16 protein-coding genes are annotated in these 12130 nt (G+C 75.9%); 8 read left to right on the forward strand and 8 right to left on the reverse strand.

Going from position 1 to position 12130, the window contains the following annotated elements:
* Positions 1 to 596: 596 nt before the first annotated feature.
* Complete coding sequence (locus PKY62_RS03055; RefSeq protein WP_324534735.1) at positions 597 to 1685, reverse strand: type IV pilus twitching motility protein PilT; 1089 nt, start codon at positions 1683 to 1685, stop codon at positions 597 to 599.
* A 113-nt stretch (positions 1686 to 1798) separates the two neighbouring features.
* Between PKY62_RS03055 and PKY62_RS13360 the strand changes: the two genes are divergently transcribed.
* A complete protein-coding gene (locus tag PKY62_RS13360) occupies positions 1799 to 1873 on the forward strand; it encodes a 50S ribosomal protein bL37 (protein ID WP_155859599.1) in 75 nt (24 codons plus the stop codon).
* A 74-nt stretch (positions 1874 to 1947) separates the two neighbouring features.
* On the opposite strand, the gene rsrA is transcribed toward PKY62_RS13360, so the two are convergent.
* Both rsrA and PKY62_RS03065 read right to left on the reverse strand, forming a co-directional pair.
* Positions 1948 to 2241 (reverse strand): mycothiol system anti-sigma-R factor, encoded by a 294-nt coding sequence (gene rsrA / locus PKY62_RS03060; protein ID WP_324534737.1) that lies wholly within the window; start codon positions 2239 to 2241, stop codon positions 1948 to 1950.
* The gene (locus tag PKY62_RS03065; RefSeq protein WP_324534739.1) at positions 2238 to 2921 is read right to left on the reverse strand and encodes a sigma-70 family RNA polymerase sigma factor; all 684 of its coding nucleotides are present in this window, start codon (positions 2919 to 2921) and stop codon (positions 2238 to 2240) included. The genes rsrA and PKY62_RS03065 overlap by 4 nt, the downstream gene beginning before the upstream one ends.
* A 115-nt stretch (positions 2922 to 3036) precedes the next feature.
* Between PKY62_RS03065 and PKY62_RS03070 the strand changes: the two genes are divergently transcribed.
* The 4 genes from PKY62_RS03070 (at position 3037) to hisN (ending at position 6935) form a co-directional block, all read left to right on the forward strand.
* Positions 3037 to 3594: a DoxX family protein gene (locus PKY62_RS03070; protein ID WP_324534741.1), complete on the forward strand. Its 558-nt coding sequence runs from the start codon at positions 3037 to 3039 to the stop codon at positions 3592 to 3594.
* A gap of 67 nt (positions 3595 to 3661) precedes the next feature.
* Positions 3662 to 4978: a 3-phosphoshikimate 1-carboxyvinyltransferase gene (gene aroA / locus PKY62_RS03075; RefSeq protein WP_324534743.1), complete on the forward strand. Its 1317-nt coding sequence runs from the start codon at positions 3662 to 3664 to the stop codon at positions 4976 to 4978.
* A 7-nt stretch (positions 4979 to 4985) separates the two neighbouring features.
* Complete coding sequence (gene rsgA / locus PKY62_RS03080; protein ID WP_324534745.1) at positions 4986 to 6026, forward strand: ribosome small subunit-dependent GTPase A; 1041 nt, start codon at positions 4986 to 4988, stop codon at positions 6024 to 6026.
* A 117-nt stretch (positions 6027 to 6143) separates the two neighbouring features.
* Complete coding sequence (gene hisN, locus PKY62_RS03085; RefSeq protein WP_324534747.1) at positions 6144 to 6935, forward strand: histidinol-phosphatase; 792 nt, start codon at positions 6144 to 6146, stop codon at positions 6933 to 6935.
* A 55-nt stretch (positions 6936 to 6990) separates the two neighbouring features.
* On the opposite strand, the gene PKY62_RS03090 is transcribed toward hisN, so the two are convergent.
* From PKY62_RS03090 to PKY62_RS03100, 3 genes are read right to left on the reverse strand one after another with little or no spacing between them, the layout of a single operon-like run.
* On the reverse strand, positions 6991 to 7464 hold the full coding sequence (locus PKY62_RS03090; protein WP_324534748.1) for a DUF6912 family protein: 474 nt from the start codon (positions 7462 to 7464) through the stop codon (positions 6991 to 6993).
* A gap of 19 nt (positions 7465 to 7483) precedes the next feature.
* The gene (locus PKY62_RS03095) at positions 7484 to 8818 is read right to left on the reverse strand and encodes a CpaE/TadZ family protein (protein ID WP_324534750.1); all 1335 of its coding nucleotides are present in this window, start codon (positions 8816 to 8818) and stop codon (positions 7484 to 7486) included.
* On the reverse strand, positions 8815 to 9477 hold the full coding sequence (locus PKY62_RS03100) for a hypothetical protein (protein WP_324534752.1): 663 nt from the start codon (positions 9475 to 9477) through the stop codon (positions 8815 to 8817). The genes PKY62_RS03095 and PKY62_RS03100 overlap by 4 nt, the downstream gene beginning before the upstream one ends.
* A gap of 134 nt (positions 9478 to 9611) precedes the next feature.
* Between PKY62_RS03100 and PKY62_RS03105 the strand changes: the two genes are divergently transcribed.
* Positions 9612 to 9872, forward strand: a complete 261-nt coding sequence (locus PKY62_RS03105) for a helix-turn-helix domain-containing protein (RefSeq protein ID WP_324534754.1) — start codon at positions 9612 to 9614, stop codon at positions 9870 to 9872.
* Between the two features lie 8 nt (positions 9873 to 9880).
* Here PKY62_RS03105 and PKY62_RS03110 read toward each other — a convergent pair whose 3' ends face one another.
* Positions 9881 to 10411: a hypothetical protein gene (locus PKY62_RS03110; protein ID WP_324534756.1), complete on the reverse strand. Its 531-nt coding sequence runs from the start codon at positions 10409 to 10411 to the stop codon at positions 9881 to 9883.
* A 211-nt stretch (positions 10412 to 10622) separates the two neighbouring features.
* Between PKY62_RS03110 and PKY62_RS03115 the strand changes: the two genes are divergently transcribed.
* Positions 10623 to 11438, forward strand: coding sequence for a LysM peptidoglycan-binding domain-containing protein (locus PKY62_RS03115; RefSeq protein ID WP_324534758.1), 816 nt, complete (start codon positions 10623 to 10625; stop codon positions 11436 to 11438).
* Positions 11435 to 11947: an Rv3235 family protein gene (locus PKY62_RS03120; protein ID WP_324534760.1), complete on the forward strand. Its 513-nt coding sequence runs from the start codon at positions 11435 to 11437 to the stop codon at positions 11945 to 11947. Before PKY62_RS03115 ends, PKY62_RS03120 begins: the two co-directional genes overlap by 4 nt.
* Here the strand turns inward: PKY62_RS03120 and PKY62_RS13365 are convergent, their stop codons facing one another.
* Complete coding sequence (locus tag PKY62_RS13365) at positions 11948 to 12100, reverse strand: SEC-C metal-binding domain-containing protein (RefSeq protein WP_502875771.1); 153 nt, start codon at positions 12098 to 12100, stop codon at positions 11948 to 11950. It abuts the gene before it with no gap.
* Between the last annotated feature and the right edge of the window lie 30 nt (positions 12101 to 12130).

Here is a 12130-nt window from a genome sequence, read left to right on the forward strand (position 1 = left end):
GACGACGCGGCCTGACCGGCTCCGGGCCGGCACCCACCCCGATCCCCGGCCGTCGCCGTGGTAGCAGCCCGGCGGCCGCCCTGGTAGCGGCCGGCGGCCGCCGTAGCGGCACCCGGCGCTCGTCGTAGCGGCACCCGGCGGCCGTCGTAGCGGCACCCGGTACGCGTGGTGCCAGTGAGTCGTCCTGCGCGCATCACCTGCACCAGGTGTCACATCGGCCGCTACGACGACCGCGCCGGGAGGCCGGTGGGCCGAGGTCGACGGGTCTCACGGGCCAGGGGTCAGGTCCGGGCGCCGGGCGCCGGTGGCCGGTGGCCGGTGGCCGACCTACCGCCGCGCCGACCGGGGCGCGGACGAGCCACCCGGTCCGGGTCCTGCCCGGTCCCCGACGGGGGCAAGGTCACGGCAGTCGTCGTAGCGGCGTGTGGTGCGCACGGTCCGCGTGAGGCGCCCAGGGCGCATCACCAGCACCGCGCGTCACATCCGCCGCCATGACGACCGCGGCGCGGCGACGGGGGCAGGCGCGGGCCCGACGTCGGGCGCGCCGGGCTGGCCCGACGTCGGGCACCCGACGTCGGGCCAGCCCGGCGCGCGACTCAGAAGGCGACGCCGGCGCCCCGCAGCGAGACCGTGAGGTCCTGCGGGTTGGACGCGACGGTGAGCGCGTCGTCGTAGCTGACCACACCGTCGCGGATGAGCGCGAACAGGTGCTGGTCGAACGTCTGCATCTTGTAGTACTCGCCGTCGGCGATGAGGTCGACCAGGGGCGCGTTGTTGAGCGGGTCGACGATCGCCTCGGCCGTGCGCCCGGTGTTGACCATGACCTCGACGACGGCAGCACGGCCCGAGCCGTCCTGCTTGCGGACGAGTCGCTGGGAGACGATGCCGCGCAGCGCCTGCGCGAGCGCGCCACGGATCTGCTGCTGCTCGTGGGGCGGGAAGAAGTCGACGATGCGGTTGACCGTCTCCTGCGCGTCGATCGTGTGCAGCGTCGACATGACGAGGTGGCCGGTCTCGGCTGCGGACAGGGCGGCGCGGACCGTCTCGGTGTCGCGCATCTCGCCGACGAGGATGACGTCGGGGTCCTGGCGCATCGCGGCGCGCAGCGCGACCGTGAAGTCGGCCGTGTCGTAACGCACCTCGCGCTGGGAGACGATCGCCTTCTTGTCCGAGTGCAGGATCTCGATCGGGTCCTCGATCGTGACGATGTTGACCTCCTTGTAGGTGTTGATGAGGTCGACCAGCGAGGCCAGGGTCGTCGTCTTGCCGGAGCCGGTGGGGCCCGTGACGAGCACGAGGCCACGGGGCTCGAGCGCGAGCTCGCCGACCACCTCGGGCACACCCAGCTCGACGAGCGTCTGGGCGCCGACGGCGACGCGGCGGAAGACCAGCCCGGAGGTCCCCCGCGCCTGGTAGGCGTTGACGCGGAACCGCCCGACGCCGGGCAGCGAGTAGGCGAAGTCCGCCTCGTGCGTCCTGGCGAACTCCACCGTGAGCGTCGCGGGCAGCACCTCGGCCACCATCGCCGTCGTGTCCTCCGGGTGCAGCTCGGGGACCTGCAGGCGACGCAGGCGACCGTCCACCCGCAGTCGCGGCGCCGAGCCCACCTTGCAGTGCAGGTCGGAGCCGCCGCTGGAGACCAGGGCGTGCAGGAGCGGGATGACGGACTGGGGAGGCGTGGTCACCCGTAGTGGATCGGTCGCTGCGGGCCCGGACTTGAACGTCGGGTGCCCGCCGGTGTGGGACCATGGACGCCGCCGACGCGATGAGCCCGTCGGGACACAGCAAGGAGCACGTGATGAGCAAGCGCGGTCGCAAGCGCCGCTCCCGCAAGGGCAGCGCCGCCAACCACGGGAACCGTCCCAACGCCTGAGCCCTGGACGGTGGGTGCCCTCGGTGCCCACCGTCCGGACTCCGGTCGGCGACCCCACGGGGGCACCGGCCGGGTCAGTCCCGGATCTCGACCCGCAGCACCGTGAGCTGTTGACGGATCCGCACGTGCAGCTGGATCGGGGCGACCTCGGAGCACGATCGCCGCACGAGCTTCTTCAGGTGGTGCTCCACGTCGAACTCCGACAGGCACGGCTCGCAGTCCGCCAGGTGCTGACGGATCCGGTCGGCATCCGCCTCGGCAACCTCGGAGTCGAGGAACTCGAACAGCCGCGACAGCGCCTCGGTGCAGTCCGCCGGCCCGGACCCGGCCGGGCCCACCCCGCCGGGCGCACCCGTCGTCCCGGTCATCGCGCACCCCCGTCGGGGGCCGGCACGAGCCCACGCTCGCGCGCGTAGTCGGTCAGCAGCTCGCGCAGCTGGTGGCGCCCGCGGTGCAGCCGGGACATCACGGTCCCGATCGGGGTGCCCATGATCTCCGCGATCTCCTTGTACGAGAAGCCCTCGACGTCCGCGAGGTAGACGGCGATCCGGAAGTCCTCGCCGATCGACTGCAGGGCGTCCTTGACGTCGGAGTCGGGCAGGCCGTCCAGCGCCTCGGCCTCGGCAGAGCGCAGGCCGCTCGACGTGTGCGACGCGGCGCGCGCGATCTGCCAGTCCTCGACGTCCTCCGCCGCCGACTGCAGCGGCTCGCGCTGCTTCTTGCGGTAGGTGTTGATGAAGGTGTTGGTGAGGATCCGGTAGAGCCAGGCCTTGAGGTTGGTCCCCGGCCGGTACTGGTGGAACGCGGCGAAGGCCTTGGCGATCGTCTCCTGGACGAGGTCCTCGGCGTCGGCGGGGTTGCGCGTCATCCGCAGGGCCGCCGAGTAGAGCTGGTCGACGTAGACCAGCGCCTCGGCCTCGAAGCGGGCGACGCGGCTCGCGGCGTCCTCGGCCTCGGGGGCCCGGTGCGTGTCCTCGCTCATCGCCCACGAGCCTAGCCCCGCCGGTCGCGCGGCAGCGCGCGGGGCATCGAGGAGGCAGGCGCTCATGCGGTGCTCAACGTCGCGACGGGGTCGCGCCATTCCCGCGCCCGGCGGGCCGGGAGGCGTTAGCGTGCAGAGCAGGCGGCTCGCCCGGGGTCGCAGCACGAGGAAGGCCGTCACCATGCTGGTCCGTCGGGTCGCCCGGCCGATGTTCGCCGCCTGGTTCGTCGTCGAGGGTCTCGACGCCGCGCGTCGGCCCGAGCCGCACGTCGAGCGTGCGCGCGCGACGTGGGACCTCGCCGCGCGGCACCTGCCCCTGCCGCCCGCGCCCGACGCAGGGCGGATGACCACCCTCGTGCGGCTGCATGGTGCGGCCATGCTCACCGCGGCCGCGACGCTCGCCCTGGGCCGCGCGCCGCGCACGGCGGCCCTGGTGCTCGCCGGCCTCACCCTGCCCCTGGCCGTCGCGCACCAGCCGTTCGTCGACGGCGCAGCACCCGCGCGGGGCGGGGCCGGCGGGCACCCGGTGCGCGACGGCCGTGCGACCGTGGACCGCGTGCTCGGGGCCGAGCGCTTCTGGCGCGCCGTGTCCATGCTCGGCGGAGCCGTGCTCGTGGGCGTCGACCACGAGGGGCGCCCCGGGATGGCCTGGCGGGTCGAGCGGGCACGGGTCGACCGCGCTACCGCCCGCGAGGCCCGCGCCGCCGTGGCGGCCGCCGCCCGCGGGTCGCGTGCCTGACCCGCACCTCGTGGGCCCGGGTGGGCGTCGCACGCGTCGTCGCGCGCGACGCCGGTAGCCTCGACGGGTGACCCCCGACGTGTGGACCGCCCCGCTCGCCGCCGCCCCCCTGGACGCCGTCGTCGAGGTGCCCGGTTCGAAGTCCCTGACCAACCGGTACCTCGTGCTGGCCGCCCTCGCGCACGGCCCCGGCCGGCTGCGCGGCGCCCTGGGATCGCGCGACACCCTGCTCATGGCCGACGCGCTGACGGCGCTCGGTGCGCGCGTGACGCGGACGGGGACCGACTGGGTGGTCGACCCGATCGACGGCGGCTCCGACCCCGAGGCGGGGCCCGCCCGGGACGACATCCGCGTCGAGTGCGGGCTGGCCGGCACCGTCATGCGGTTCCTGCCGCCCGTGGCGGCGCTGGCGGGGCGACCCGTGCACTTCGACGGCGACGCCCAGGCCCGCGTGCGGCCCATGGGTCCGGTGCTCACGGCGCTGCGCGAGCTCGGCGTCCGGGTCGAGGACGACGGGCGGGGCACCCTGCCGTTCACCGTGACCGGCGGGGACCAGGTGACCGGCGGTCACGTGGACGTCGACGCGAGCGGCTCGTCGCAGTTCGTCTCCGGCCTGCTGCTCGCCGCCGCGCGGCTGCCCCTCGGCCTGACCGTGCGGCACACCGGCCCGACCCTGCCGAGCCTGCCGCACATCGAGATGACCGTCGCCGTGCTGCGGGCAGCCGGGGTGCACGTGGACGACTCGCGCCCCGACATCTGGCAGGTGCTGCCCGGGCCGGTCGCGGCGCGCGACGTGCGCGTCGAGCCGGACCTGTCCAACGCCGCCCCGTTCCTGTGCGCCGCACTCGTCGCGGGCGGCACCGTGCGCGTGCCGGGCTGGCCAGCCAGCACCACCCAGCCGGGCGCGCTGCTGCCGGACCTGCTCACGGCCATGGGCGGCCGGACGTCGCTCGACGGCGACGTGCTCTCGGTCAGCGGCACGGGCGCCGTCCACGGCATCGACGTCGACCTGCGCGCCGCCGGCGAGATCGCCCCGACGATCGCCGCGCTGGCCACCCTGGCGGACTCCCCCACGCGCCTGCGCGGCATCGGCCACATCCGCGGCCACGAGACGGACCGGCTCGTGGCCCTCGCCACCGAGATCACGCGCCTGGGTGGTCAGGCGGAGCAGACCGCCGACGGCCTGGTCATCACCCCTCGACCGCTGCACGGCGCCACGGTCCAGACGTACCACGACCACCGCATGGCCACCGCCGGCGCCCTCATCGGGCTGCGGGTGCCCGGTGTCCAGGTGATCGACGTCGCCACCACGGCCAAGACGCTCCCGGACTTCGTCGGGATGTGGTCGTCGATGCTCACCGGCGGTACCGAGAGCGGCCGGTGACCGGCCGGTGAGCACCCGGCGGTTCGACGAGCGCGACATCCGCACACGCCCCAACCCGCGCGGCTCGCGGCCCCGCACCAAGCAGCGCCCGGACCACGACGACGCCGTCCGCGGGCTCGTCACGGGTGTGGACCGTGGTCGTTACCACCTCATCGTCGCGCTCGACACACCGCAGGAGCACGTCGCCCTGGCGATGAAGGCCCGTGAGCTGGGCCGCGAGCGCGTGGTCTGCGGGGACCTCGTGGACGTCGTCGGCGACTCGAGCGGAGCGCCCGGCTCGCTCGCCCGGATCGTGCGGATCGCCGAGCGCAGCACGGTGCTGCGGCGCACGGCGGACGACACCGACCCGGTCGAGCGCGTCATCGTCGCCAACGCCGACCAGCTCGTCATCGTCACCGCGCTCGCGGACCCCGAGCCGCGCACACGGATGATCGACCGCTGCGTCGTGGCGGCCTACGACGCGGGGATGTCAGCCCTGCTGTGCCTGACGAAGGCCGACCTCGCCGACCCCGCGGAGCTCGTCGCGATGTACGCGCCGATCGGCGTGGAGGTGGTCGTCACGTCGCGGCCCGTCGTCGACGGTGAGCGCATCATCCACGGGCTCGAAGAGCTGCGCGAGCGTCTTGTCGGGCGGACGTCCGTGCTCGTCGGCCACTCGGGCGTGGGCAAGTCGACGCTGGTCAACGCGCTGGTCCCGGGCACGTACCGGGCCACGGGCGTGGTCAACGACGTCACCGGCCGCGGCCGCCACACGTCCTCGTCCGCCGTGGGCCTGCGTCTGCCCGGCGGCGCCGGCTGGGTCATCGACACCCCGGGCGTGCGGTCCTTCGGCCTGGCGCACGTGCAGGTCGAGAGCCTGCTCGCGGCCTTCGGCGACCTCGCGACGGTCACCACGGAGCTGTGCCCGCGCGGCTGCACGCACGCCGCTGACGCGCCGGACTGCGCGCTGGACGACTGGGTCGCCACGGATCCGGAGGATGGTCCGCGCGCCGCGCGGGTGGACTCGATGCGCCGCCTGCTCGCCGCGCGCGCCGGCGACCCCGCCTGAGGCGCGCCTGACCCCCCGCTGTCCCCCGCCCGCCCGAGCCCCGGCGAGCATCCGGGCAGGTCAGCGCGGAGGAAGGCCCGTCGGACGGTACGGTGCAGCCATGACGACGGTGCCCCGATGAGATACGACGACGACCTCCGCCTCGCGCACGTCATCGCCGACCAGGTGGACGGCCTGACGATGTCCCGGTTCAAGGCCCAGGACCTCGTGGTCGAGACCAAGCCGGACACCACGCCCGTGACCGACGCGGACAAGCAGGCCGAGGAGATCGTCCGCTCGCAGCTGGGCCGCACGCGCCCGCGGGACGCCGTCATCGGCGAGGAGATGCCGACCACCGGCAGCGGCGCGCGCCAGTGGGTCATCGACCCCATCGACGGCACCAAGAACTTCGTCCGCGGCGTGCCCGTCTGGGCCACGCTCATCGCCCTCGTCGACGCCGGTCAGCCCGTGCTCGGCGTCGTCAGCGCCCCGGCCCTGGGGCGTCGTTGGTGGGCCGCCGTCGGCTCGGGCGCGTGGACGGGCAGGTCGCTCGCCGCCGCGAGCCGTCTGCACGTGTCCTCCGTGACCCGGCTGGAGGACGCGTCGGTGTCGTACTCCAGCCTGTCCGGATGGGAGGAGCAGGGGCGCCTCGACGGGTTCCTCGACCTCACCCGCACGGTGTGGCGCACGCGGGCCTACGGCGACTTCTGGTCGTACATGCTCGTCGCCGAGGGCGCCGTGGACGTCGCGGCCGAGCCGGAGCTCGCGCTGCACGACATGGCTGCCCTGGTGCCCATCGTCACCGAGGCGGGCGGTGCGTTCACCTCGATAAGCGGCGTGCCGGGGCCGTTCGGCGGCTCGGCGCTGGCGACCAACGGGCACCTGCACTCCCAGGTGCGAGCGCTCCTCGACCCCTTCGGCGGGGACTGATCGCTCCGGCGGGAGACGGCCCGCGCCGGGGGACGTCCCCGCGCCGGATCGATCCTCAGCGGGGGCGGGGACCGGCCGTCGTCGCGAGCCGCGGCAGCTCCGACACGTCGTACCAGAGCAGGTCACGATCCGCGAGGCGCTCGCCGGCGGCCTCGTCCCCCGCGACAGCGGCGACGACGTCGGCCTCGGCCGCCTTCTCGTCGACGTGCGCGCACGCGACGTCGTCCCAGCCCACCGTGGTCGTCAGGCGCACGAGGCTCGGCACATAGGCCTCGCCGTCCTCGACGGCGTCCACGACCGCCTCGGGCACGTCTGCGGCCACGACGACCCGACGCGCACCCGTGCGGGCCGGCTCGAGGTGGTCGAGGCTGTCGTCGGCCGCGAACAGCTGCGCGGCGTACTCGAGCCCCTCGTCGTCCTCGTCCGGCAGCGCCGCCCGCAGCGCGGGCGTCACGGCGTGGACCAGGCGCGGGGGCAGCCCGGCGGTCGCGCCGAGCTCGGTGACGGTGGACGGCAGGTAGATGCGCACGGGACCAGTGTGCTCCTGCTCAGGCGCCCAGCAGGGACGCGCGCGCCGTGATCATCACGGTCGCCAGCTCCGCGACGGCCCGGCGGGCGGGGGACGCCGGCGCGTGCTCGAGCAGGGTCCTGGCCGCGAGGAGCGCACCGTCGCAGGCCGCGGTGTCCTGCGGCACCACGTGCACCCGCCCGACCCCCGCGTACCGGGCGAGCGCGTCACGGATCGCCTCGGCGGGCCTCGGGCCGCTGGCCGAAGCGCGCACCCGGTTGACCACCACGCGACGCTCGGCGCCCACCCCGGCGTCGGTGAGGTCCCCCAGCGCGCGGACCAGCCGCTGCAGCCCGATGGGGTCCCCCGTGCCGACCACGACGACGACGTCCGCCTCCGCCAGCGCCGAGAGGGTCGCGGCGTTGCGGTGCGGTGCGCGCGTGTCGTAGCTGAGCACCTCGTCGCGCTCGAGGCAGAATCCCGTGTCCACGACCGTCCAGCCCGCGAGTCGACGGGCCGTGGCCCACACCGCCTCGAGACTGGCGGCCGGGACCTCGGGCCAGCGCTCGGCGCGGCCGATGCCCGTGAGCACCCGCAGACCCGAGTCCAGCTGGGGCGTGAGCGCCGCGAGCGAGACCGGGTCCAGCCGGCCAGCCGCCGCGGCCCGGCACGCGGCGGCGATGCCCGGGGCCTCGTCGAGGAGACCGAGCACCGGGGCGACGGCACCGCCGTAGGTGTCGGCGTCGACGAGCAGCGCGCCGTCGGTCGCCGCGGCCGCGAGCTCGGCCGCGAGCGCGACGGCCAGGGTGGTCCGCCCCGGCGCCCCCGTAGGCCCCCAGACGGCGACGACGGTACCGGTCGGCCGCGCGGGGCCGGTGCTCACCCCTCCGCCGCCGGGACGTGCGGTGGCGCCGTCGGGCGCCCGGTCACGCGTCCGCCCGGACGAGACGCGGTCGCCCGTGGTCCCGACCGTGCCAGCGCCCGACGCGCCCGACCCGGCACCGCCGGGGCGAGCGCCGCGCGCCGCGCGCTCGAGCAGCGCGCCGACGGCGGGGACCACGGCGGCCGCGGCCTCCTGCGCCGGGACGACGCCGTCGACGCCGAGCCGTGCGAGCCGCTCCGTCGGCCAGTCGCCGCCGGCCAGCGCGAGGACCCACACCCCGGACCCGTGCAGGTGGTGCACGGCCTCGCGGTCCACACCGGGCAGGTCGGCGGAGAGCACCGCGACGACGCCGAGGCCGGCTGCCCCGGCCGCGAGCAGCTCCGCGAGATCCGCGCAACGGCGGGTCACGGTGAGCTCGGGGGCGAGGTCGAGCGCCTGGACCACGACGGTCTCGGCCGGCCCGCGGACGGCGCACACGACGGACGTGGTCACGGCGTCCCGCCGGGCACCGGCACCACCTCGACGGAGCCCTCGGCGGCGAGCGCCGCGAGGACGTCGGGCAGGTCGACCACGGGGACGAGCACGTGCACGGCCTGGCCCGAGCCGACCGCGAACGTCCCCGTCGGCTCCGAGACCTCCGCGACGGCCAGCGCCGCGGCCAGCTGGCGGGGCGCGGCGGGCACCGGTGCGGAGACGTCGTCCGCGGGGACGAACCACAGGTCGACCGTCGCCCCGGTGACCACCGAGCGCGACAGCGGCCCGGTCGGGGTGATCGCGACGGGGCGGACGTCGAGGTCGGACCGCTCGGCCGTGGCGGCGAGCGGGACGAGCTCACCGGCCCCGACCGTGCGGACCACGACGAGATCCTCTGGCGGCGGCTCGGCGGCCGACAGGTAGACGTCCTCCGCCCCCGCCAGGCGGACCTCACGCACGACGAGCGTGTCCGGGTCGAGCACGTCCCCGGCGACCAGCGGCACCTCGGCTGCGTAGACCGGCACCGTGCGCCCGGCGCTCGCCACCAGCCACGACCCCAGCGCGACCGACACGGCCACGAGCACCAGACCGAGCAGCAGCCGAGGGTCGCGCCAGCCCGGTCGCCGCAGCCGGACCGCCGCCGGGCTCGTCGCCGCCGCCTGCACCGTCGTGGACATGCGGTCCCCTCTCGCACCGTCCCCTGCGCCCCCCGCGGGCCGGGTACCCGTGCCCATCATGCCGAATCCCACGGCGCAGCACGGGCACCTGTGGACGGTGGGGCGCCGGGCCGCCGACGTGGAACACTGCCGCCATGGCACGCTTCCTCACGCTCGCGGACGTCACCGAGGTGCTCAACATCTCGACCCCCCAGGCGTACGCCCTGGTCCGCAGCGGGGAGCTCCCGGCGATCCAGCTGGGCGGCCGCGGGATCTGGCGCATCGAGGCCACCGAGCTCGAGGCGTACATCCAGCGGCTGTACGCGCAGAACCGGTCCCGGATCGAGGCGGGCGAGGCACCGGTCGACGGCGCACGCGCGGACGACGCGACCGCGGAGCACGACGCGGCGCGCTGAGCGGCGCCTCAGACCGAGGTGACCCGGTCGATCGCCGCGAACGGGACGGCGCTCGACCGGCCCGTGGGCCGCCCCGAGTCGGGGTGGACGAGCGCGATGTCGAGGTGGTCGGCGCCCACGGCCTCCACGCGACCCACCAGCGTGGCGCCGCCCGCCACCACCTGCACGACGGCGCGGTCGCGGGCGACGGCCCGCAGCGCGTGACCCAGCCCGAGCCGGCGGGTCACAGCGGACGGTGGCGCCGACCCCTGCGCCAGCCCCGCCACCACGGCGATCGCGCCGAGCGGCACGAGGTGCTCGCGACGGTCGTCCGCGAGCAGCAGCCAGCCCGCGGCGACCTCGAGCACCCGACCGCTCAGGCGCTCGCCGGCACGCAGCGTGAGGTCGAGGCGCTCGCCGACCCGGACGCCGACCCGGTCCACCAGCGTGACGGAGGCACGCTCGGCCCGCGTGAGGTCCGCCACCTGGTCGGCACGGTCCTGGCGGGCGGCCGCATCGAGCTGGTGCTCCATGTCGGCGAAGAGGGCATCCCAGCGCACGCGCCCACCGTAGTACGGACACGGCGAGCACCAACGACACGGCTCGCCGCTTGTCCACACCCCGCGGCCTCTTCCTGGACAGAACGACACGTGTGCACCACTATCAATCTCCAGATGCATCAAATAGCATCAAACGACGCTTCAGGCGATGGGTGGCCGGCGTCCTGGGCCCTGTCCGCCGGGCGCGGGGCCCCGACCGGGAGGAGACCACGTGCACACCGAGTCCGACGCAGCAGCACCGGGGGCGGCCGTGCGTGCCGGGTGGGCGACCGCCGCCGCCGGCACCACGACGGCCGTTCTCCTTCGCACGGCCGGCGCGATGCTCACCGGCGCCCTTCCCGAGGGTCAGGCGTCGGCCGGGGCGCTCGCCGGGCTGCGGGTCGACGAGCTCGTGGGGCTGGCCGCGGTGACCGTCGGCGCGATCGCCGCCGCCGCGCTGACGGCGGGCTGCATCCTGCTCGTCGCGACGGCACTGGCCCCCGGGCGCTGGGCCGAGCCCCTGGCCCGGTGGACCCGTAGGCTCACGCCCGCCGTGCTGCGACGGGCCGTGGCCGTCGGGCTCGGGGCCGGCCTGGGGCTGATCGGCCCGGTCGGCATGGCCGGTGCGACCGAGATCGACCTGGGCTGGGCTGTGACGACCCAGGGTGCCGAGACGGGAGCCGACGTCGCCGCGACGGAGCCCGCGGCGACGTCGTTGCCGAGCTCCGTGCCGGCCGACGCCCCCGTGGCGGCACCCACCACCGGGTCGCCGGGTCCAGCACCGGACGCGGTCGTCGCTCCGGTGGCCGCCCCAGCACCCACCGGGGGCGCGCCCGAGCCCGGCGTCGCGACCGTCACCGTCACGTCCGGTGACAGCCTGTGGTCGATCGCCGCGGCGCACCTGCCGCCCGACGCCTCCGACGCACAGGTCGCGACGGAGTGGCCGCGGTGGTACGCCGCGAACCGCGCCCTCATCGGGACCGATCCCGGCCTCGTCCTGCCAGGTCAGGTGCTCGTCGCCCCGGGCGCCCCGCAGGTGACGCCGTGAGCGCCGTCGCGCTCGCACCGCCCGCACCGACAAGGACCACGCCGCGCCGGCCGGTGCTCCTGCTGCCGCCGGTGGTCGAGCCGTCGTCGAGCGGTGCCGAGGCGGCGCTCGCGGCGATCACGGTGCGCGGCGTGCACTCCCCCGTCACCGACCGGCCCTGGCCCGTCGTCCCCGGTCCGGCAGCTCCGCCGCTACCGGACCCCGACGGCCTTCCCGGGTCGGTCGCGCTGGCAGCGCTGGAGGCCATCGCCGGCGTCCGACCGGTCGCTCAGCTCGCCCGGTGGGTCAGCCCGGCGGTCCTCGAGGCCGTCGCCGACCGCGCGACCCCGCCGGGACGCGCGGCGCCGGCCCGGCGTGCGAGCGTCCGGCGCACGCGGCTGGTGCGGCTGGGGCCGGGCGTCGCGGAGGCGAGCGTCGTGCTGCACGACGGGACCCGCTTCCGGGCCGCCGCCGTGCGGCTCGAGGTGCACCGCGAGCGCTGGCGCGTCACGGTGCTGCAGATCGGCTGATCAGCCCTCGTTCTTCCCGTGGCAGACCTTGTACTTCTTGCCCGAGCCGCAGGGGCACTGGGCGTTGCGCGGCGTCCCGGGGAACGTCTGGCCGTCCTTCTCGGGTGCCGCGGCCCCCTCGGCCGTGACGACGGGCGTCGCATCGCCGTCCACGCTCGGGGCCGAGTACTGCAGCGGGACCCG

Origin of the sequence: Actinotalea sp. (assembly GCF_035443605.1) — a bacterium.
Taxonomy (GTDB): Bacteria; Actinomycetota; Actinomycetes; order Actinomycetales; family Cellulomonadaceae; genus Actinotalea.